Below are 20,720 nucleotides of genomic sequence, written 5' to 3' on the forward strand. Positions count from 1 at the left end.
GACTATGCGCATGACCGATACGCTGGACTCAGCGAAATTGACCGACCGGGTGGCGGCCCTGGTCGAGGCTGCCAAACGGGCCGGCGCCGACGCCGCCGACGCGGTTGCGGTGCGCGGCCGTTCGACCGGCGTGTCGGTGCGGCTTGGCAAGGTCGAGGGCACCGAGGCGTCCGAGAGCGAGGATGTCTCGCTGCGCGTCTTCGTCGGCAAGCGGGTGGCGAGCGTCTCGGCAACCGCTGCCTCCGATCCGAAAGCGCTAGCCGAGCGCGCCGTGGCGATGGCGAAAGTCTCGCCGGAAGATCCCTATCAGGGCCTCGCCGATCCTGCCTTGCTGGTCAAGAAGCCGCGCGACCTCGATCTGTTCGATCCGACGGAAGTCTCGGCCGACCAGTTGAAGGAAGCGGCGCTGGCCGCGGAAGCGGCGGCCCTTGCCGTCAAGGGCGTTACCAATTCGGCCGGCAGCGGCGCCAGCGCCGGGCTTGGCGGGCTGGTGCTCGCCACCTCGCACGGCTTTGTCGGCCACTATGTCGCCTCGCGCTTTTCGCGCTCGACCAGCGTCATCGCCGGCGAGGGCACCGGCATGGAGCGCGACTATGAATACTCCTCGCGCCAGCATTTCTCCGATCTCGACGCGCCCGAAGACATCGGCCGCAAGGCAGGTGAACGCGCCGCGCGGCGCATCGGCGCGCGCAAGGCGGCGACCGGGCCGGTCGATGTGGTGTTCGACCCGCGCGTCGCCCGCGGCATCGCCGGCCATCTCGCCGGCGCCATCAATGGCGCCTCCGTCGCGCGCAAGACCAGCTTTTTGCGCGACATGATGGGCAAGCAGGTGGCGGCGGCCGCGATCACCGTCACCGACGAGCCGCTCCGGCTCCGTGGCCAGGCGTCGCGTCCGTTCGACGGCGAAGGCATCGAGGGCGAAAAGCTGCTCATGGTTGAGAAGGGCGTTTTGAACCACTGGTTCCTGTCGACCTCAGTCGCGCGGGAATTGGGGCTGACCACCAACGGGCGCGGCTCGCGCAACGGCTCCTCGGTCTCGCCGTCATCGACCAATCTTGCCATCGAGCCGGGCGAGCGGACGCCCGAGGACCTCATCAAGTCGCTCAAATCAGGCTTTTACGTCACCGAGGTGTTCGGCCAGGGCGTCGACATGGTGACTGGCGAGTACAGCCGCGGCGCTTCCGGCTTCTGGATCGAGAATGGCGAGCTCGCCTATCCGGTTGCGGAAGTGACCATTGCCTCGAACCTGAAGACGATGTTCCTCAACATGGTTCCGGCGAGCGATCTCGATCGCAATTTCGGCACCGCCGCACCAACGCTGCTGATCGAAGGCATGACCCTTGCCGGAGCTTGACCAGGTCGCCTCCGCCGCCGGGGCTCGTGAGGATCTGCCGCTGCTGCGCGACGCTGCCCGCGAGGCGGGCGCCATCGCCATGCGCTATTTCGGCAACAATCCGCAAGTGTGGATGAAGGGCGGCACCTCACCGGTGAGCGAGGCCGATCACGCCGCCGACGCCTATCTGCGCCAAACCTTGCTTGCAGCGCGGCCGGACTATGGCTGGCTGTCGGAGGAGACGGCCGACGATCCGGCAAGGCTTGCCGCCCGCCGCACCTTCGTCGTCGATCCGATCGACGGCACGCGCGGCTTCCTCGAAGGCCTGCGCTCCTGGTGCGTCAGCGTCGCGGTGGTCGAGGACGGCCGCACGCTTGCCGGCGTTCTCGAATGCCCCGCCACCGAGGAGACCTATTGGGCGCTGCCAGGTGAGGGGGCGTTCCTGAATGGCAGTCGCATTGCCGTGCGCCGCCCGGCAGCGATGGTCGAAATTGGCGGGCCGAAGCCGTTGATCGCCCTGATGCCGGCGCAATGGCAGGGGCGGCTGAGCCGCGTGCCCTATATTCCCTCGCTCGCCTACCGGCTGGCGATGGTCGCCAATGGCAAGCTCGACGCGACCTTCGTCAAACCCAATGCACATGACTGGGACATCGCCGCGGCGGATCTCATCCTGCGCGAGTCCGGCGGCGCATTGCTCGACCAGAAGGGCCGCGCACCGCGCTATGCCGGCGAAGTGATCCAGCATGGCGCGCTGGTTGCCGGCAGCGGCGAACTGCTCCCCGTCCTCGCCGCCGTCGTCGCAGGGCTGGATGGTTGAACATGTCATCAATGGTTCCAAAGTCGGCGGCTTTGGTCTAGACCTGTCACAAACTCACGATATGTGAAGGACCGACATGACCGCGGAAGACGGCAAGAAGCAGCTTTTGCACCTGGTGTTCGGCGGCGAACTGAAGACGCTGGGCGGGACAGAATTTCGTGATCTCGACGCGCTCGACATCGTCGGCATCTATCCGGATTATCAATCCGCGCAAACGGCGTGGAAAGCCAAGGCCCAAGCCAGCGTGGACAACGCCCACATGCGTTATTTCGTCGTTCACCTGCACCGGTTGCTCGACCCCGACAACAAGCCTGCCGGTTGATATTGATGGATCATGAAGGCGTGAAAGGGCCGGCCACGAGGTCCGCGGCAAGGCGGCGTCGCGGTGGCACCCCGAAGACATTCTGGCGCAAGATACGCGAACCGCTGGCGCAATCGCGATTCGTCAAGAACGCCATCGCCAGCCTGTTTGCGCAGTTCGTTCGCCTCGTCCGCCTGACCAATCGTGCTGTCGACGGATCGGCGCAGATATCGGGCGGCGCCTACTCGCAGTTCGAACCCGCCATCATCGCGCTGTGGCACGGCCAGCATCTTCTGACTCCGGCCTACTATCCCGGGGGACGGCCAGTAGTCGCCATGGTGTCGCGTAGTGCCGATGCCGAGCTCAACGCACTGATGATCGAGAAATTCGGGATCGAGGCGGTGCGCGGCTCGGGTGGACGCGAAGGCTCGAAGCGTCGCGACAAGGGCGGCGCCAAAGCGCTGATCGCCCTGAAAAAGTCACTCGCCACCGGCAAGAACGTCGCCATGATCGCTGACATTCCGCATGGCACGCCGCGCGACGCTGGGCTTGGCATCGTTCTCCTGGCGCGGCTTTCGGGCCGGCCGATCCTGCCCGCCGCAATCGCCACCAGCCGCCGCAAGGTGCTGGAGCGCAGCTGGGACAAGACCACGATCAATCTGCCGTTCGGCCGCTCCTCGATCGTGCTTGGAGCGCCGGTGTTCGTTCCGGCCAATGCCGACGAGGCTGAAATGGAACGCAAGCGCCAGGAGGTCACGGCCGCGCTCAACGCCGCGACCGCCGAGGCCTACCGCCTCGTGGATGGCCCAAAATGAGCGAGCGCTGGGCGCGCACTTTCCTGACGGCGTATCGTTTCGCAGGCGCAGCCGCCTATCCCCTGGTCGGGCCCTATGTCGCCTGGCGCACCTCCAGAGGCAAGGAGGATCGAATTCGCCGGCGCGAGCGCTATGGCATCGCCGGGCGCGAGCGCCCCGAAGGGCCGCTGATCTGGATCCATGCGGCGAGCGTCGGCGAGACGATCGCCGTCGTGCCGCTGGTCGAGAGCATCCTCGACTACGGCGTCAATATCGTTCTGACGACGGGGACCGTCACCTCCGCTCAGGTTGCCGAGGAACGGCTCGGCGACCGCATCATCCACCAATACGTGCCGCTCGACCTCAAGCCGGCGGTCAGCCGCTTCCTCGACCATTGGCGGCCGGATCTGGCGATCATCGCCGAATCGGAGATCTGGCCGATGACCATCCTCGAACTCGGCGCACGGCGTGTGCCGCAGGTGCTGGTCAATGGCAGGCTGTCGGACCGTTCGTACAAATCCTGGAAGAAGCGCGCCAACATAGCCGAGGCGCTGTTCGAGAATCTCGCCCATGTTGTCGCCCAGTCGGATGTCGACGGCGAGCGCTTCCTCTCGCTCGGCGCCCGGCCGGTCACCGTATCCGGCAATCTCAAGGTCGACACCACGCCGCCGCCGGCCGATGAAAGGGCGCTGTACACGCTGAAGCGCCAGATCGGCGCCCGCCCGACCTGGGCGGCGATCTCGACCCATGACGGCGAGGAGGCGGTCGCCGCCGAGGTTCACGCGATGCTGCACAAGCGGCACCACGGTCTTTTGACCATCGTCGTGCCGCGCCATCCCGATCGCGCCGAAGCGCTTGCCGCGCAGATTTCCGGCATGGGCCTGAAACTCGCTCGGCGCAGCAAGGGCGACCGGATCATCGCCGATACGGACATTCTGCTCGGCGACACGATGGGCGAGATGGGGCTTTATCTCCGGCTGACAGAGATCGCCTTCGTTGGCCGTTCGCTCACCTCGGAGGGTGGCCAGAACCCGCTGGAGCCGGCCATGCTCGACACGGCGGTGCTGGCCGGCCGCAATGTCCAGAATTTTCGCGAGACCTATCAGCGCCTGCTCGATAGCGGCGGTGCCAAGCTGGTGCGCGACCGCGACATGCTGGCCGGCGCCGTCAATTTCCTTTTGACCAACGAGGTGGCTCGCCACGAGATGATGGCCGCCGGTGCGGCGACTGTCGAAGAGATGCGCGGCGCGCTGGCGCTCACCTTGAAGTCGCTCGAACCCTACATTCAGCCTTTGGTCGTCAAATCGCGCCTCAAGGGCGCCAACGGCCGTTAAGATGGCCAGCGAAGCGCCCCCCTTCTGGTGGGAAGAACCGGACTGGCGGGCGCTGGCGCTGGCGCCGGTGTCGGCTGTCTATGCGCTGGTTGCCGGCCGCCGCATGCGATCAGCGGCGCGCGAGAAGATCGAGGCGCCGGTGCTTTGCGTCGGCAACTTCACCGTCGGCGGCACCGGCAAGACGCCGGTGGCGATCGCACTGGCCCGGCAGGCCAGGCGCATGCAGCTCAGTCCAGGTTTCCTGTCGCGCGGCCATGGCGGTTCCTTTGCGCGGCCGCATGTCGTCGATCCGCACCATGACGCCGCCAAGCATGTCGGCGATGAGCCGCTGCTTTTGGCTGCGCATGCGCCGGTCGCAGTGACGCCGAACCGTGCCGCCGGCGCACGCCTCCTGCTGGAAAAGCATGGCTGTGATTTCCTGATCATGGATGACGGTTTCCAGAGCGCGCGCATCCACATCGACTATGCGCTGGTCGTCGTCGACGCACGCTACGGCGTCGGCAACGGCCGCGTCATTCCCGGCGGTCCGCTCAGGGCTGGCATCGTCGACCAACTGGTTTTCACCAGCGCACTGCTGAAGATGGGCGAGGGCCTTGCTGCCGATGCCGTCGTTCGCCAGGCGGCGCGCGCCGGTCGGCCGATCTTCGAGGCGCATACGCGGCCAACCAGCAAGGCGGGGCTGGCCGGCAAGCGATATCTGGCCTTTGCCGGCATCGGCCATCCCGACAAATTCTTCGACACGGTCCGTCAGGCCGGCGGCGAGGTTGCGCTGGCCCGGTCGTTTCCTGACCATCATTTCTATGGCAAGGACGAACTGGCCGAACTGGCAACGACAGCGCGAGGTGCCGGACTTGGCCTCATCACCACCGCCAAGGACGCCGCCCGGCTGCGCCACGATGCCGCGTCGGCCGATTTCCTCGGACAGCTCGATGTGCTGGAGATCGACACCGTGTTCGATCCCGACCACGTGCCCGAACGCATCATCGACGAGACGCTGGATGCCTGGCGGCAGCGCAAGCTGCAGGGGTGATCCAGAGAACCTTCAAGCGCCGCGGCCGTCGAACATTTGCGGAGACGCCGGCGGGACAGGATCGCTACAGAACGGCTTTCATCTGCGTCGGACTAACGTCGGCTGCGCAGTTCGGGATGTGCCTCGATCTCGCGGCGCAGCGAGGCCGCGGCACTCACATAGGGCTCCTGCCTGGCGACGCTCCAGTATTTGAGCTCATCGAGCGGTATGCTTTCGCCGGTGACCGCACAGCGCACGAAGGCGCCGGGGCTGGTCACCTGGAAGTCGCCGTCCAGGTAGCGGATACGGGCTTCCTTGCCGCCGGGGCCTTCAAAGCGATTCATCATGACATGGAGCCAAGGTTCATGACGATGTCATCGCCACAAAATGCCGGCAAGGTCAAGCTCGGAGCGAGGCAAGATTGGCTTCAGTCGGCTTCGTTTCGGACGGCAACCAGCCGAGCAGGCCGGCAAAGTGGATGCCCCGCATCCTACTGCTCGGCTGCGATGAAATCCTCGATCTTTTCCGCCGCCAGTCCGGCTTGGGCCGCGATTCGCCGGGCAAGCTCGGCTGCGGCGGCGCGCGGGCGCCCGATAGGCCGGTCGAGCCAGTAGGATATCGGGCTGAGGACGACGCGCTCGTCGGCGGCGATTATACGGCCAGACTTCAGTTGCTCCTCGGTCATCGGCGGCCGCGCCAGCGCGATGCCGAGACCATGGGCTGCGGCGCCGAGCACCAGATTGTAGTCCTCGAAACGGCGGTCCTGCGGACGCGGGCGATAGTCGATGTCCTGTGCGGCAAACCAGGCACGCCAGGCCGAGGCGTCGGAATCGTTGATCAGCGGGAATTTGAGCAGCCGGGCAGGGTCGCCTCGGCCGATCTCGCGGGCGAGGTCCGGCGAGGCGACCGGAAACACATGTTCCTCGAACAGCTGCACCGAGACGCGGCCGGGGATGCGGCCGCGGCCGCAGCGGATCGACAGATCGATGCCCTCGTCGGCAAGGTCCGCCTGGCGGATATCGACGTCGAGCACGATGCGCAGCCTGGACGGATTGTTTTCCAGCGCCGCCATGCGCGGCATCAGCCACAGCCCGCTGACCGAGGGAATCGAGGTCAGCCGCACCACGGCGGTGCCGCGCGGCTCGATCCAGCGGTCCGAATTGCTCGATATCAGCGCGAAGGCCTCAGTGGTGCGCAGATGCAGGCGGTTGCCTTCGATCGTCAGCGAGACTCCTCGCGCGCCGCGATCGAACACTTTCAGCCCGAGCCAGTCCTCGAGCTTGGCGATCTGCCGGCTGACGGCGCCATGGGTGAGATTGAGCTTTTCGGCAGCGGCCGAAAAGCTGCCCGTCCGTGCCGCGGCGTCGAAGGCGCGCAGGGTTTCGAGCGGCAGCATCGCGTCTGAGCTGTGATCCATAGTCACAGCTGACCCTCGATTTGGTCGTTTGTCAACCGATCGGGAAAGGCGCTTTGTATGTTGAGAGCATGAAACGCGGGAATAATGAAATGAACGCTTGTACCGGCACGTTGAATACGACACAGCGGATCGACACCACGGCGGCCATTGCGGTGGCGTTGACAGTGGTCGGCTGGGCCTCCGCCTTTCCGGCGATCCGTGCCGGCCTCGTCGCTTTCGGGCCGCTGGAACTTGGCGCGCTGCGCTTCGCCATCGCGGCGGTGCCGGCGGCGATCTTCCTCGCCGTCAAGCGGCCGGCGCTGCCCCGGCTCGATGAATTGTGGCGCTTTGCCTTCGGCGGCGCCGTCTTCGTCGCGCTGTATACGGCGATGCTCAATTTCGGCGAGCTGACCGTCTCGGCGGGTGCCGCCGGCTTCATCATCAATGTCAGCCCGATCTTCACCGCGATCATGGCCATGGCGCTGCTTGGCGAACGCTTCTCGGGCCTGGCCTGGGCCGGCACATTCCTGTCCTTCGCCGGCATCGGCATCATCGCCATGGGCGAGGGGCAAGGGTTGCATTTCAACAATGGCGCGCTGCTGGTCCTCGGCTCGGCGCTGTGCTCGGCGGTCAACACCATCGTGCAAAAGCCGCTGTTTGCCCGCCATCATCCGCTGACCATTTCGGCCTCTAACATGCTGCTCGGCGCGCTCTGCCTGCTGCCCTTCCTGCCGAACGGCCTGGCGCAGGCGGCAGTTGCCGATACCGCCGGTCTCGGCGCCGTCGTCTTTCTCGGCATCGTGCCGAGCCTCATCGCCTACGCCGCCTGGGCGACAGCACTTTCCCGGCTGCCGGCGGCGCGTGCCTCGAACTTCCTTTATCTGGTTTCGCCGGTGGCGACGCTGATCGGCTTCTTCTGGCTGGGCGAGGTGCCGACGCCGCTCGGCATCATCGGTGGCGCGCTGGCGCTCGGCGGCGTCATCGTGGTGAATTTGAGGCGGTGAATCAGAGGGTTGGGGCTGTCTCTTGACTCGAAAAGAGCCGCTATACAGCGGGTCTTTTCGGACCCCCACCCCGCTGCTTTGCAGCGACCCTCCCCACAAGGGCCCACAAGGGGGAGGGTAAGTTCCTCGCGAGGCGTCCGCGGCTAGGCTCCCTACCTCCCCCTTGTGGGGAGGTCGGACCGAAGGTCCGGGTGGGGGCTGCGCCCTGCGAGTTCTTCATCGCCGCCCGAACAACCTCTCAATGTCGGCGAGCCTGAGCTCGATATAGGTCGGGCGGCCGTGGTTGCAGGTGCCGGCCCCGGGCGTCGCCTCCATCTGGCGCAGCAGTGCGTTCATCTCTTCCGGCTTGAGCAGGCGGCCGGAACGCACCGAGCCGTGGCAGGCCATGGTCGCGGCTATTTTGTCCAGCCGCTCTTTCAGCGTGTCGACGGTGTCGTTGTCGGCGATCTCGTCGGCAAGGTCGCGCACCAGCTGCTGGACATTGGTTTCGCCGAGCATCGACGGCGTCTCGCGCACCGCGACCGCACCCGGGCCGAAGCGCTCGACGGCGAGGCCGAAGCGGGCCAGTGTTTCGGAATGCAAGGCGAGCCGCTCTGCATCCTCTTCCGGCAGATCGACGATCTCGGGCAGCAACAGCATCTGCGACGGCACGGCGCGCGAATGCAATGCGTTCTTCAGTGCCTCGTAGACCAGCCGCTCATGCGCCGCATGCTGGTCGACGATAACAAGCGAATCCCTGGTCTGCGCGACGATGTAGTTCTCGTGTACTTGCGCGCGTGCGGCACCCAGCGCCATGCCGAGCAGCGTCTCCGCCGCTTCGTCTTGTCCGGCGCGCGCGTCGGCGCTGTGAAGCGAACCGGCATCGAACGCCGCCTGATCGTTTTCGCCGAAGCCGCCATTTGCAGATCCTGCATCCAGCGGCCGTTGCGGCGAGCGGGCCGGATCGAAACCGGCGAAGCCGTAGGCCCGGTAGGCCGCTTCGTAGCTGCGATGGCCGTTGGCCGGTCCTGGATGCGCATAGGATGCTGCGCCCGGCCGGAAAGCCGCCATCATGCCGGCCGCCCCTGATGTGGCGGCACGGATGCCGGCATTGGCCAGCGCCTCGCGGATGGCGCCGACGATCAGCCCGCGCACCAGCCCCGGATCGCGGAAGCGGACGTCGGCCTTGGCCGGATGGACATTGACGTCGACGATGGCCGGATCGAGCGTCAGGAACAGCACCGTCACCGCATGGCGGTCGCGCGGCAGAACGTCGGCGAAGGCGCCGCGGATGGCGCCGGCGATCAGCTTGTCGCGCACCGGCCGGCCGTTGACATAGGCGTATTGCTGCAGCGCGTTGGCGCGGCTGAAGGATGGTATCGAAACGTGGCCGGCAAGATGTACACCGTCGCGCATGGCGTCGATGGCGATCGCGTTGGCCGGAAAGTCGGCGCCCATCACTTGCGCGACGCGGCGCAGCCGGCCTTCCGGGCTGTCGTCGGTCGCCGGCAGTTCCAGCGTCGAGCGGTCGGAGCCGGCCAGCGTGAAGCGCACGGCCGGGAAAGCAATCGCGATACGCTTGATCACGTCGCTGGTCGCCGAGCTTTCGGCGCGCTCGCCCTTCATGAATTTGAGCCGCGCCGGCGTGGCGAAGAACAGGTCGCGCACCTCGACCGTGGTGCCGCGATTGGCGGCCGCCGGCTTGACGGCAGATTCGCGGCCGCCTTCGATGCCGATCTCGGCGGCGCTGTCGCCGTTGGCGGTGCGCGAGCGGATCGACAGCCGCGCCACCGAGCCGATCGACGGCAGCGCTTCGCCGCGAAAGCCGAGCGAGTGGATGTCGTGAATGTCATCGGCGAGCTTCGAGGTGCAATGGCGTGCGATCGCCAGCGGCAGTTCCTTTTCCGGGATGCCTGAGCCATCGTCGGTGACGCGGATCAGGTTCAGCCCGCCGCCGGCGGTGACGATCTCTATTCTCGCAGCGCCGGCATCGAGTGCGTTCTCGACCAGTTCCTTGACCACGCTTGCCGGACGCTCGATGACTTCGCCGGCGGCGATCTGGTTGATCATCGTTTCGGAAAGCTGGCGAATGGGCATGGGGTACTATACGCGGATTCGTCGCCCAAGCGGGAGGGGCGAATTCAGGAATCCGCGCCGCTCACCGTGCTCCTGCATTTCACGTCATCAGCCTGGGCAGTGCCGCTGCCAGCGCGTCGACGGCAAGGCGGACCTTCAGCGGCAAGTGAGGCGTCTGCAGCCAGAGCGCATAGGCGTCGTAAAGAAATCCCGGCTGTTCCGGCAACAGCACGACAAGTGCGCCGGCCTGAATGCGCTCACGGACCAGCCAGTATGGCAGCCAGGCGAGCCCCATGCCGGCTGCCGCAGCATCGGCGATCGCAGCGAGGTCGTCGAGCCGCAGCCGGCTGACCGGCATGACCTCCAGCGCACGCTGGCCATCACGCGGAAACAGCCACGGTTGAACGACACGGCCCGAACGGCGGTAGATGATGGTCTGGTGGCTGCCGAGATCCTCTACCCGCCGTGGCTGCCCGTGCATCTCGAGATAGGATGGCGACGCGCAGACGACCATGCGCTGGCGCGCGACGCGCCGCGCCATCACGCCGGCCTGATCCTCCAGATTGCCGGTCCGGATGGCAAGATCGCAGCCATCCTCTGCAAGATCGGCGATGGGATCGCTGAAAGACAGGTCGAGTTCCAGAGCGGGATATCGCTGCGCAAGCTCCAGCAGGATCGGGGCAACGCAGCGCCGGCCGAAGTGTACGGGCATGATGACGCGCAGCTTTCCGCGTGGTTCGGAAAGTTGATCGGCCGCCAGTGCATCCGCAGCTTCGGCTTCAGCGAGTACCATCCGGCAGCGCTCATAGTAGGCGCGCCCGAAGTCGGTCAGGCTCTGGCGGCGTGTGGTCCGGTTGATGAGGCGCACGCCCAGACGCTCCTCGAGAAACCGGACATGCTTGCCAACCATCGGTCCGGACAGATCGAGAGCGGCAGCAGTCGCCGCGAACGAGCCAAGATCGACGGTTTTGACGAACACGGCCATGCTCGTAAGGCGATCCATATTCAAAACTCCCAGTTTCTACTGTCTTGCCCATGCAAGCATTTATCTGCCGGATGGCCGATGGCATAGCGTATTCGGTTCAAATATTTTGGAGTTATGGCCGCATGGCACGTGTTGTTCGCTTTCATGAGCATGGTGGTCCCGAGGTTCTGCGCATCGAGAATCTCGATATTCCCGCGCTCGGTCGGGGCGAGATTCAGATCCGGGTCAAGGCATTGGGTCTCAACCGGGCCGAGGCGCTGCTGCGTTCGGGCACTTATATCCAGACGCCGCCGTTGCCTTCCGGTCTTGGCCTTGAGGCAGCGGGTGTCGTCGAAGCGGTCGGCGAAGCCGTGCACGGTTTTGCGCCAGGTGACGCCGTCAGCGTCGTGCCGCCATTATCGATGGCCCGCTGGCCCGCCTATGGTGAGATTGCCACATATCCCGCCCATCTCGTGGCCAAGCACCCGCCATCGCTTGCCTGGGAAGAGGCGGCAGCCGTCTGGATGCAATATCTCACCGCCTATGGCGCACTGATCGACATTGCCAAGCTCAGCAGAGACGACTTCGTCGTCATTACCGCGGCATCGAGCAGTGTCGGACTTGCCGCGATCCAGATTGCCAACATCGTTGGTGCGACCGCGATCGCGGTGACGCGGACATCTGCCAAGAGAGAGGCCCTGCTCAAGTTCGGGGCGGCCCATGTCGTCGCTTCAGCGGACGAAGATCTGGAAGCCCGGCTGAAGGAAATCGCCAGTCCGGACAACATCCGAGTAGTTTTCGACGCAGTCGGCGGCCCGATTTTCGAACCTCTGACGGCGGCGATGGCACGGGGTGGCATTCTCATCGAATATGGCGGCTTGAGCCCCGAGCCGACGCCGTTCCCGCTGTTCGATGTGCTGGCCAAGACGTTGACGCTGCGCGGCTATCTCGTCCATGAGATCACTGGCGATCCGGTGAAGTTGGAAGCTGCCAAGGCGTTCATCGTCGACGGATTGATGTCGGGTTCGCTAAAGCCGGTAATCGCCAAAACCTTTTCATTCGAGCAAATCGTCGAAGCGCATCGCTTTCTCGAGTCGAACGAGCAATTCGGCAAGATCGTCGTGACGGTTGATTGAGCATTAATGGGAGCCTCACGCCTGCGCGGCCAGCCAGTCCCGCACCTTGCGAGCATTGTCGCTGAGGTCGCGGTTTCTCGACCAGATGACATGAAAGCCCTTGCCGGTCGTCATCGTGTGGCCGGTCGCACGCACCAGCAGTCCCGACGCCAGCAGGCGCTCGGCGAGGTGGCCCCAGCCGAGCGCAATGCCTTGGCCTTCCATGACCGCCTGGATCACCAGCGCATAATCGTTGATGCGCAATCCGCGCCCGGCATCGGTGATGTTGACCCCGGCCGAGGCGAACCACTCGTCCCAGCTCGCGGCTTCGCGAAACGGCTCTTCGAGATGGATGAGCCGGTGTGATGGCAGATCCTCGACGGTTTCCGGCAGCCCGAACCGCGCCACATAGCTCACGCCGGCAACCGGGAATATCTCCTCGTCGGCCAGTGGCAATGAATGATAGTCCGGCCATTCCCGGGGCTCGCCACCGCGCACAGCGAGCGGGATGCCCTCGGCGATGATGTCGAGATCGCGGTCGGCGGTCTGGATGCGCAGGTCGATGCCCGGCAGTTCGTCGCGGAACTGCTGCAGGCGCGGCATCATCCAGAAGGAGCCGAAGGCCGTCGACGCGGCAAGCGTCACATGGCCGCCGGTCGCCTGTAGGCGCAAATCCTCCGCCGACTTGCGGATGTGCGACAGGCCAAGCGAGACGTCGGCATGAAAGCGGTCACCGGCTTCGGTCAGGCTGACTTGTCGATGGCGACGCTGGAAGAGTTTCGCGCCGAGCTGCTCTTCAAGCCCGCGGATCGCGTAGGACACGGCAGCCTGCGTCATGCCAAGCTCTCGCCCGGCGGCGGTAAAACTCGACAGCCGGCCGGCGGCTTCGAAAACGATCAGGCTGCCGGCGGACGGCAGCAGGTGGCGCAGGCTTCGCATAAGCTGAACTTATACAAGAGATCAGGATTTTCCAGCGTCACAGCTGTATTTTGTCTCGCTAAGTTGACTGGCTCTGGGAGGATAGAGTTGCCATGAATGCACCGGCCGCCGAAGTCACCGAACACGCCAGCCGCCGAGGTGGCGGCCGCCTGGGCCGCAAGGCGCTGCGGGGAACTCCGATGGCGTCGTTTCCGACGCTGGTTCGCAACATACCCGCATACCAAATGGTCCCGGACGAGGCGGTCGAACTGATCCACCAGGAGTCGCTCTCCATCCTGGAAGAGGTTGGCTGCGAGTTCCGCGACGACGAGGCCATTGCACTGTGGCAGGCCGCCGGGGCCGATGTCTCTGAGACGCGCGTCCGCATTGACCGCGCGCTCTTGATGGAGCTGGTCTCGAAAGTCCCGCCGGAGTTCACGCTCAATGCGCGCAACCCTGAGCGCTCGGTCCGCGTCGGCGGCAAGAATTCCATCTTCGTGCCGATGTATGGCGCGCCTTACGTGCGCGACCTCGACAACGTCAGGCGCTATGGCACGCTCGCCGACCTTCAGAATTTCCACAAGCTCGCTTACATGGCCCCGGCGCTGCATTCGTCGAGCTCGATCATCTGCGAGCCGATGGAAATTGCGGTGCCGAAGCGTCACCTCCACATCATCCATTCGGCGCTGAAGCATTCCGACAAGCCGTTCATGGGCATCGTGACATCAAAGGATCGCGCCGAAGACACGATGGCGATGGCGGGCATCGTGTTCGGCGAGGATTTCGTCCGTGACAACCCTGTGTTGGTCGCGATCACCAATTGCAACTCGCCACTGGTATGGGACGCCACCATGCTGGACGCGATGAAGGTCTATGCGCGTCACAACCAGCCGTTGATCCTGGCGCCGTTCGCGCTGTGCGGCGCCTCGACTTCGGCCTCGGCGGTGGGAGCGGTGGCGCAGGTCAATGCCGAAGCGCTGGCGGGCGTCGCCTTCACGCAGCTGCTGCGTCCCGGTTCACCGCAGATCTACGGACAGTTCATGGTCACGGTCGACATGAAGACCGGCGCGCCGATGGGCGGCACGCCCGAGGCCGCCCAGATGATGTATCTGATGGGAGCACTGGCGCGGAAATACCGGCTGCCATGGCGCACGTCGGGCTTCCATGTCGGGTCGAAACTCAACGATGCCCAGGCGGGCTACGAGGCGAACATGCTGATGCATGCCGCTATCCTTGCCGGCGCCAACTACATCTGGCACTCCGCCGGATGGCTCGAGGCGGGCCTGACCTGCGGCTATTCAAAATTCGCGACGGACTGCGAACAGCTTGTCGGCTGGTACAAATATGCCGGCGGGCTGTCGTTTGACGATTTCAAGGAAGCGATGGCGGCGATCCGTGAGGTCGGGCCGCAGGGCCACTTCCTCGGCACCCAGCACACGCTCGAGCATTTCCAGTCGGCCTTCTTCATGCCCAGCATCATGGATTTCAATTCGTACGAACAGTGGAAGGCTGAAGGGGCAAAGGACCACGACACACGCGGCCGCGAGAAAGCGCGCAACATGCTCGCGGATTATGAGGAGCCGAAGCTCGATGAGGGCATCGCCGATGGTCTCAAAGATTTGATCGCGCTGCGCGAGGAGAAGCTGCCGGACAGCGTTAGTTAATAGGACAGGCGAAGACCTGACGAGAACCAGAACGGGAGGAAAAAATGACATTCTTCAGAAGCAACGGTGATCGCGTGCCGGGCGCCATCGAGGTGATGGCGGAAGAGACGCGTGCGGGTCGCATGGACCGGCGCGAGTTTCTGGCGCTGGCAAGCGCCTTCGGGGCATCGACCGCCCTTGCCTACGGTATGATCGGTCTTGCCGTGCCGGAACGGGCCCTGGCCGATGAACCGAAAAAGGGCGGAACGCTGCACGTCGCGATGTCGGTCAAGGCGCAGAAGGATCCGCGCACCTATGACTGGACCGAGATGGCAAACGTCACCCGGACTTGGCTGGAGCCGCTCGTCCGCTATACGCACCAGTTCACGTTCGAGCCGGTCCTGCTCGAAAGCTGGGACGTCAATGACGACGCCACCGAATACACACTGCATCTGCGCAAAGGCATCACCTGGAACAATGGCGATGCCTTCAACGCCGATGACGTGGTCTCCAATCTCAACCGCTGGTGCGAGAAGGGCGCTTCCGGCAATTCAATGGCCGCGCGCGTCGGTGCGCTGATCGACGCAAAAACCAGCAAGGCCAGGGATGGCGCCATCACCAAGGTCGACGACCACACGGTCAAGCTGAAGCTGTCCGAACCCGACATCGCGATCATACCGGGCTTCACCGACTATCCGGCTCTGGTCGTGCATCGCGACTTCGACAAGGATGGCGCCGACCCGATCAAGAAGCCAATCGGTACCGGGCCCTTCGAACTGGTGTCCTATGAAGTAGGTACGAAGGCGGTCGTCAAGCGGCGCGAGAACGGCAAGTGGTGGGGCGGTGAAGCGCCTCTCGATAGCGTCGAATTCATCGACTACGGAACTGACTTCAATGCCACGCTGAATGCCTTCGAATCCGGCGAGATCGACCTCGATTTCGAAACGCCGGCCGACTTCATCGATGCCCTTGATAAGATGGACCTGGTGAAGTCGGAGGTTGCGACGGCGACCACGCTCGTTGCCCGCACCAACATCACTCACAAGCCCTATGACGACCAGCGAGTGCGCAATGCGCTGCAGATGGCTGTCGACAACAATGCCGTCATGCAGCTCGGCTACGCCGGGCTCGGCACCGTCGGCGAGAACCACCATGTCGCCCCGATCCATCCCGAATACTATCCGCTGCCCAAAAAGACACGCGATGCCGCCGCCGCCAAGAAGCTGATGGCGGATGCCGGGCAGGCCGACTTCGAGCATGAGCTGATCACCGTCGAGGACGAATGGCAGAAGAACACCGGCGATGCGATCGCCGGCCAATTGCGCGATGCCGGCATCAAGGTGAAGCGTACGGTGCTGCCGGGCTCGACCTTCTGGAATGACTGGACGAAGTATCCGTACTCGATGACCATCTGGTACATGCGGCCGCTGGGCGTCCAGGTGCTGGCGCTCGGCTATCGCACCGGCGAGGCCTGGAACGAAACGGCCTATGCCAACCCGGATTTCGACGCCAAGCTGAAACAGGCGCTCTCGCTGGCTGATCCTGCCAAGCGCAAGGAGGTGATGAAAGACGTCGAGCAGATCCTGCAGGATTCCGGCGTCATCATCCAGCCGTTCTGGCAGAAGCTCTACAGCCACATGAGCAAGAAGGTGAAGAACTACGGAATGCACCAGACCTACCAAATGGACTTCCAGAACGTCTGGCTGGACGCTTAAGCCCGACTCCCGGGGCTACCTAGGCCGGCACTTGTTCGCACGGGCAGGTGCCGGCCGACTTTTGAAACGTCACTGTGTGCAGCTGGATTAAAAATGTCCGACGACGAGATCATCCTTTCCGAGCTTTCCGGCGACGAGTTGGTGCAGCAGATGCACGACGACCTCTATGACGGGTTGAAGGAAGAGATCGAGGAAGGCACCAACATCCTGCTTGAGCGCGGCTGGGTGCCTTACAAGGTGCTGACCGAGGCACTGGTCGAAGGCATGCGCATCGTCGGCGAGGATTTTCGCGACGGCATCCTGTTCGTGCCGGAAGTGCTGTTGTCCGCCAACGCGATGAAGGCGGGCATGTTCATCCTGCGTCCGCTGCTTGTCGCCACCGGCGCGCCGAAGCAGGGCAAGATGGTGATCGGCACGGTCAAGGGCGACATCCACGACATCGGCAAGAACCTTGTCGGCATGATGATGGAGGGCGCCGGCTTCGACGTCATCGACCTCGGCATCAACAATGCGGTAGAAAAATATCTCGACGCCATCGAACAGCACCAGCCTGACATCATCGGCATGTCGGCGCTNNTGACNACGACCATGCCCTACATGAAGGTCGTCATCGACANGATGAAGGAAAAGGGCATCCGCGACGACTACGTCGTGCTGGTCGGCGGCGCCCCGCTCAACGAGGAATTCGGCAAGGCCGTCGGCGCCGACGCCTATTGCCGCGACGCGGCCGTGGCAGTCGAGACCGCCAAGGACTTCATGAAGCGCAAGCACAACCTCCGCGTGTCATAGCCGCAAGGCAACTTTCCGTCCGTCGTGGAAGGCATAGGGCGCCTGGCGCGGAGCGACGGCGTCGCCGACCTCCATGAAAGGCTGGGACGTGCTTTCCAACTCTTTCGCCAGCCAATTCGCTGCTACATTGGTGGTTGCGAGAACAAGGCAATCGCCCGGCACAAAGCTCTCTCCACGGGTGTTGTGGTCAACGATGGTCACGCCGTCCCCGTGCCATTCCAGCACGCTGACATCCAACAACCATGTGACGCCAAGCTGGCGCAATGTCCGTCGCAGCGGGAAATCGGCAGCTGTCCGCTGCAGCTCCTTGCCGACCAACGGATCGGGCGTGAGAATGGTCACTTGATGGCCATCCTCGGCAAGTTTCCAGGCCGTGCCACAACCGCGCCAGCCTCCGCCCTCGTCGAGCAAAAGCACGCGCTTACCTGGTCGTGCATGGCGGGCCATAACGGACTCGATCGAGAAAACATTGCCCTTTCCGATGCCTGGCAGGCTCGGCATTGCCGGCAAAGCCTTCTGAAATCCGGTTTCGGGCGACACCGATCCCGTGGCCAGGATGACGGTATCAGCTTGGAAAGAGGCGATTTCCGAAGCCTCGACGTAGGTGTTGAGTCGAACGTCGACGTTCAGCTTGTCAAGCTGGCGCTCATACCACCCGAGAAGGTCGAGGATTTGCCCTCGGCGTGGCTGCAGTCCTGCGAGCAGAAAGTTCCCGCCCAATCTACTGGAGGCTTCAGCCAGCACCACGTCGTGCCCTCGCTCGGCGGCTACCCGAGCCGTCTCGAGGCCGGCGGGACCGCCGCCGACGACAAGCACCCGTTTCTTGATGGCAGCGGACGTGAACCGGTCACCACCCCATTCAAACTCGCGCCCCGCAGAGGGATTGATAAGGCAGCTGATCCAGTAGTCGCGCGAACGACGGCCCCAGCACATCTGGTTGCAGGATATGCATCCGCGCACATCCTCGGGCCGGTCTGCCGCGGCTTTGCGTGCCAGATGCGGATCGGCGATCTGGCCCCGGACGATCGAGATCAGATCTGCAGCTTTCTCGCCGAGCACGGTTTCGGCGTTTTCAGGCGTCCTGATATGGCTTTCGGCGACGACGAGGGCCGTCTTGACCACGGCCTTGAGGGTCGTTGCGAGATCGGTGCCAAGCTTCTCCGGATAGAGAAAGGTCGGCATTATCTTGTAGAAATCGAGGTAGCTGCCGGTGCCGCAGGTCACGTAATCGATCAGCCCCTGTTCATCGTGCAGCCGAATGATCTCCGCCAGTTCCTGGCGACTGAGCGCTACTGTGTAGTCGGGTTCGTCGCTGACCGAGAGTCCAATGATGAAATCTCGGCCGCATGTTTCGCGGATGCGGGTTAGGATCTCGCTGGAGATCCGCGTGCGGTTGTCGAGCGACCCTCCCCATTGGTCCTCGCGTCGGTTTGTCCAGGGCGTCCAGAACTGATCGACCAGTCCGAGATAAGCAGCCCAGACTTCGACGCCGTCGAAACCGGCTTCCTGGCAGCGGCGCGCCGCCTGAACGAAGCTGTCGATGGTTTCCCAAATCTCACCCTCGGACATGGCGTGGGAACCGTCGCTGTCATGATAGCTCGGCAGGCCCGAGGGCGACCAATGCGCGTGAAATGAGTTGTCCGAATCCCCATGCGCTCCGACGTGATAGAGCTGCTGGATGGCGATCGCCCCGTGGTCCTTGATCGCGCGCGTGACCTGTTGGAAATGAGGAATGACGCTATCGTCGCCAGGTCGAAAATTGCCGCGTGTCAGGACGGCGGCCTGATGGACGGGCATGGGTTCGACAACAATCATGCCGGCCCCACCGAGCGCTCGCTCGGCATAGTAGGCAACGTGTCGTTCGGTCGGCACGCCATTTTCGGCCATGTTGGCGGTGTGAGCCCCGAACACGATCCGATTTCGCAGGGTGCGACTGCCCAGCTTTGCTGGCGAGAACAGATGCGGAAAGAGTTTTGACATAGTTCTCACCAGCGGTCGGAGGGAGGCCCCGGCTCGTTCGGCAGTCAGGTGGCTTGTCCCATAGTCACGGATTTCTGGAGCGCCGCGGCAAGGCCGTCTGCCACGGCAGATTCAAACCCGGCTGCGCGCATGGCCTCGATCGCTGCCGCGGTGGTGCCGCGGTAGTCGAGGAAGGTCTGGACGATATCTTGGGGATTGTCTGGACGAGCCTCGAGGAGTTTTCCGGTTCCAACAAGCACCGCGCTGACGCTCCGCCGGGCAATATCTGGATCCATTCCTCGGCTGAGGGCGTCGTCCATCATCGCCGCCGCCAAAAGCGCCGGAAAGGCTGGACCGGATCCGGTGAGGCCCGTCAAATAGTCGATATCTGCTTCTGTTTTGAATTCATCGGCAGCGCCACAGGCCTCCAGAATCCGGCGAACGACATTGCGGTCATCGGCGGTGACGCTCTGAGAGCTTATCCAGGGAGTATAGGAGTTCCGCACCTTTGCCGCTGCATTCGGAAGCGTGCGGACGACGCGGTCGGTTTTAAGACGTCCCGCTAGTTGGTCGAGAGTGATCCCGGCCATAACCGACATGGCGAGCTTGCCGGACGCAGTAATGTCGATGGCAGGCCAATCCTGGGGCCGGACCGAGACGATGATGACATCAGATCGATCCACCAGTTCCTGGTTGTCCCTGGTCCATGTAGCGTTTGGCAGAAAGTCGGGTTGCCCACTTCGATGAGAGAGCGTCAGGTGCTCTGCGGCGACTGTTTGCGCATCAATGATGGCCTCGGCGATAGCGCGTCCAAGCCAGCCACCTCCGCCGATTATTCCGATGCTCAAGGGTTCACCCATTGTCGAAACGCTTCCTCAGCCCGCCGAATGGCCGTGTCTGGCGAAGAACCGGTCGAGTTCGCGCTTCCGCGGGGCCTTACCTGTAAAAATCTCCACGTACCCGGGAATGCGCTTCATGCGGTCCGCGAGATCTTCGCTGGTCTGCATTGAGATGTAGCCGATCTGCACGAGGTAGATGGTGCGCGCTCGAACATCGGCTGAGCCTTCGTCGTAACCAAAGCGGACAAACATCTGGCTCAACGCATCGAGACGGGTCTGGTCGGCTTTCTGCACCTCCGCCAGAATGTCAGGGGATTGAAGCGCCCAGCTTCTGACTGCGAACTCGAACTGGGAATCGAACAAGGATTTGTCGAGCCAGCAGTCGAAAACGTTCAGCATCGCTTCGGCGACCGTCTCGGCATATGCCTCAGCCTGCTTGACGAGGTTGCCGGTGTTCTTGTCCCGCCAACGGGTCACGAGGGCAGCCAACAGTTCTTCTCTATCCTTGAAGAACCAATAGAAGCTGGTGCGCGACAGGCCCAATTTCTTGGCCAGTGGCGATATTCTCACCGTGTCGACGCCGGATTCAAGAAGCAGGTCGTAGGCGGCTTCAAGCCACCCCTCCGGCGATCCGCGCCATCCGCTATCGTTCGAAATTTGCTCCATGAGTGATCAGCCTAACAAAATATCAAAGTGAAAACCAGCAAAATGTACACCTATGTCGACTCCATCGAC

At 63.7% G+C, this 20,720-nt stretch carries 19 protein-coding genes; 11 read left to right on the forward strand and 8 right to left on the reverse strand.

Annotated features, from left to right (window positions below; all coding sequences use genetic code 11):
* Positions 1-10: 10 nt before the first annotated feature.
* The 6 genes from M727_RS0118095 to lpxK all read left to right on the forward strand — a co-directional run bounded on the left by M727_RS0118095 (position 11) and on the right by lpxK (position 5,609).
* Complete coding sequence (locus tag M727_RS0118095; protein WP_027153862.1) at positions 11-1,354, forward strand: TldD/PmbA family protein; 1,344 nt, start codon at positions 11-13, stop codon at positions 1,352-1,354.
* On the forward strand, positions 1,341-2,150 hold the full coding sequence (locus M727_RS0118100; RefSeq protein WP_027153863.1) for a 3'(2'),5'-bisphosphate nucleotidase CysQ: 810 nt from the start codon (positions 1,341-1,343) through the stop codon (positions 2,148-2,150). Before M727_RS0118095 ends, M727_RS0118100 begins: the two co-directional genes overlap by 14 nt.
* A 76-nt stretch (positions 2,151-2,226) precedes the next feature.
* Complete coding sequence (locus M727_RS0118105; RefSeq protein ID WP_027153864.1) at positions 2,227-2,472, forward strand: DUF4170 domain-containing protein; 246 nt, start codon at positions 2,227-2,229, stop codon at positions 2,470-2,472.
* 5 nt (positions 2,473-2,477) lie between these two features.
* Positions 2,478-3,266 carry a lysophospholipid acyltransferase family protein gene (locus M727_RS0118110; protein WP_027153865.1) on the forward strand — a complete coding sequence of 263 codons (789 nt, stop codon included), beginning with the start codon at positions 2,478-2,480 and terminating at the stop codon, positions 3,264-3,266.
* Positions 3,263-4,579: a lipid IV(A) 3-deoxy-D-manno-octulosonic acid transferase gene (gene waaA, locus M727_RS0118115; protein WP_023802309.1), complete on the forward strand. Its 1,317-nt coding sequence runs from the start codon at positions 3,263-3,265 to the stop codon at positions 4,577-4,579. The genes M727_RS0118110 and waaA overlap by 4 nt, the downstream gene beginning before the upstream one ends.
* A 1-nt stretch (position 4,580) precedes the next feature.
* The gene (gene lpxK, locus M727_RS0118120) at positions 4,581-5,609 is read left to right on the forward strand and encodes a tetraacyldisaccharide 4'-kinase (protein ID WP_027153866.1); all 1,029 of its coding nucleotides are present in this window, start codon (positions 4,581-4,583) and stop codon (positions 5,607-5,609) included.
* Positions 5,610-5,701: 92 nt separating this feature from the next.
* Here the strand turns inward: lpxK and M727_RS0118125 are convergent, their stop codons facing one another.
* Positions 5,702-5,935 carry a DUF2093 domain-containing protein gene (locus tag M727_RS0118125; protein WP_027153867.1) on the reverse strand — a complete coding sequence of 78 codons (234 nt, stop codon included), beginning with the start codon at positions 5,933-5,935 and terminating at the stop codon, positions 5,702-5,704.
* 143 nt (positions 5,936-6,078) lie between these two features.
* A complete protein-coding gene (locus tag M727_RS0118135; protein WP_027153868.1) occupies positions 6,079-7,005 on the reverse strand; it encodes a LysR substrate-binding domain-containing protein in 927 nt (308 codons plus the stop codon).
* A gap of 89 nt (positions 7,006-7,094) precedes the next feature.
* On the opposite strand from M727_RS0118135, the gene M727_RS0118140 reads away from it, so the two are divergent.
* Positions 7,095-7,988, forward strand: a complete 894-nt coding sequence (locus tag M727_RS0118140; protein WP_027153869.1) for a DMT family transporter — start codon at positions 7,095-7,097, stop codon at positions 7,986-7,988.
* Positions 7,989-8,204: 216 nt separating this feature from the next.
* On the opposite strand, the gene mutL is transcribed toward M727_RS0118140, so the two are convergent.
* The gene (mutL, locus tag M727_RS0118145; protein WP_027153870.1) at positions 8,205-10,064 is read right to left on the reverse strand and encodes a DNA mismatch repair endonuclease MutL; all 1,860 of its coding nucleotides are present in this window, start codon (positions 10,062-10,064) and stop codon (positions 8,205-8,207) included.
* 79 nt (positions 10,065-10,143) lie between these two features.
* Positions 10,144-11,046, reverse strand: coding sequence for a LysR family transcriptional regulator (locus M727_RS0118150; RefSeq protein ID WP_027153871.1), 903 nt, complete (start codon positions 11,044-11,046; stop codon positions 10,144-10,146).
* 104 nt (positions 11,047-11,150) lie between these two features.
* Here M727_RS0118150 and M727_RS0118155 point away from each other — a divergent pair, with 104 nt between their 5' ends.
* Positions 11,151-12,143: a zinc-dependent alcohol dehydrogenase family protein gene (locus M727_RS0118155; protein WP_027153872.1), complete on the forward strand. Its 993-nt coding sequence runs from the start codon at positions 11,151-11,153 to the stop codon at positions 12,141-12,143.
* Positions 12,144-12,158: 15 nt separating this feature from the next.
* On the opposite strand, the gene M727_RS0118160 is transcribed toward M727_RS0118155, so the two are convergent.
* Positions 12,159-13,061, reverse strand: a complete 903-nt coding sequence (locus M727_RS0118160; protein WP_027153873.1) for a LysR substrate-binding domain-containing protein — start codon at positions 13,059-13,061, stop codon at positions 12,159-12,161.
* Positions 13,062-13,153: 92 nt separating this feature from the next.
* On the opposite strand from M727_RS0118160, the gene M727_RS0118165 reads away from it, so the two are divergent.
* The 3 genes from M727_RS0118165 (at position 13,154) to M727_RS0118175 (ending at position 17,187) form a co-directional block, all read left to right on the forward strand.
* Positions 13,154-14,704, forward strand: a complete 1,551-nt coding sequence (locus M727_RS0118165; RefSeq protein ID WP_027153874.1) for a trimethylamine methyltransferase family protein — start codon at positions 13,154-13,156, stop codon at positions 14,702-14,704.
* A 44-nt stretch (positions 14,705-14,748) separates the two neighbouring features.
* Entirely contained in the window at positions 14,749-16,398 is a 1,650-nt protein-coding gene (locus M727_RS0118170) for an ABC transporter substrate-binding protein (protein WP_027153875.1), read from the forward strand.
* A gap of 93 nt (positions 16,399-16,491) precedes the next feature.
* Positions 16,492-17,187: a B12-binding domain-containing protein gene (locus M727_RS0118175; protein ID WP_027153876.1), complete on the forward strand. Its 696-nt coding sequence runs from the start codon at positions 16,492-16,494 to the stop codon at positions 17,185-17,187.
* Here the strand turns inward: M727_RS0118175 and M727_RS0118180 are convergent.
* Genes M727_RS0118180 through M727_RS0118190 form a run of 3 tightly spaced genes read right to left on the reverse strand, consistent with a single transcriptional unit; the run spans position 17,182 to position 20,651 of the window.
* Positions 17,182-19,167, reverse strand: a complete 1,986-nt coding sequence (locus M727_RS0118180) for an FAD-dependent oxidoreductase (RefSeq protein ID WP_027153877.1) — start codon at positions 19,165-19,167, stop codon at positions 17,182-17,184. The genes M727_RS0118175 and M727_RS0118180 overlap by 6 nt on opposite strands.
* Positions 19,168-19,211: 44 nt before the next feature.
* A complete protein-coding gene (locus tag M727_RS0118185; RefSeq protein ID WP_027153878.1) occupies positions 19,212-20,006 on the reverse strand; it encodes a pyrroline-5-carboxylate reductase dimerization domain-containing protein in 795 nt (264 codons plus the stop codon).
* Positions 20,007-20,021: 15 nt separating this feature from the next.
* Positions 20,022-20,651 carry a TetR/AcrR family transcriptional regulator gene (locus M727_RS0118190; RefSeq protein WP_027153879.1) on the reverse strand — a complete coding sequence of 210 codons (630 nt, stop codon included), beginning with the start codon at positions 20,649-20,651 and terminating at the stop codon, positions 20,022-20,024.
* Positions 20,652-20,720: the final 69 nt, after the last annotated feature.

It is taken from the genome of Mesorhizobium sp. WSM2561 (genome assembly GCF_000513915.1).
Classification (GTDB): Bacteria; Pseudomonadota; Alphaproteobacteria; order Rhizobiales; family Rhizobiaceae; genus Mesorhizobium; species Mesorhizobium muleiense.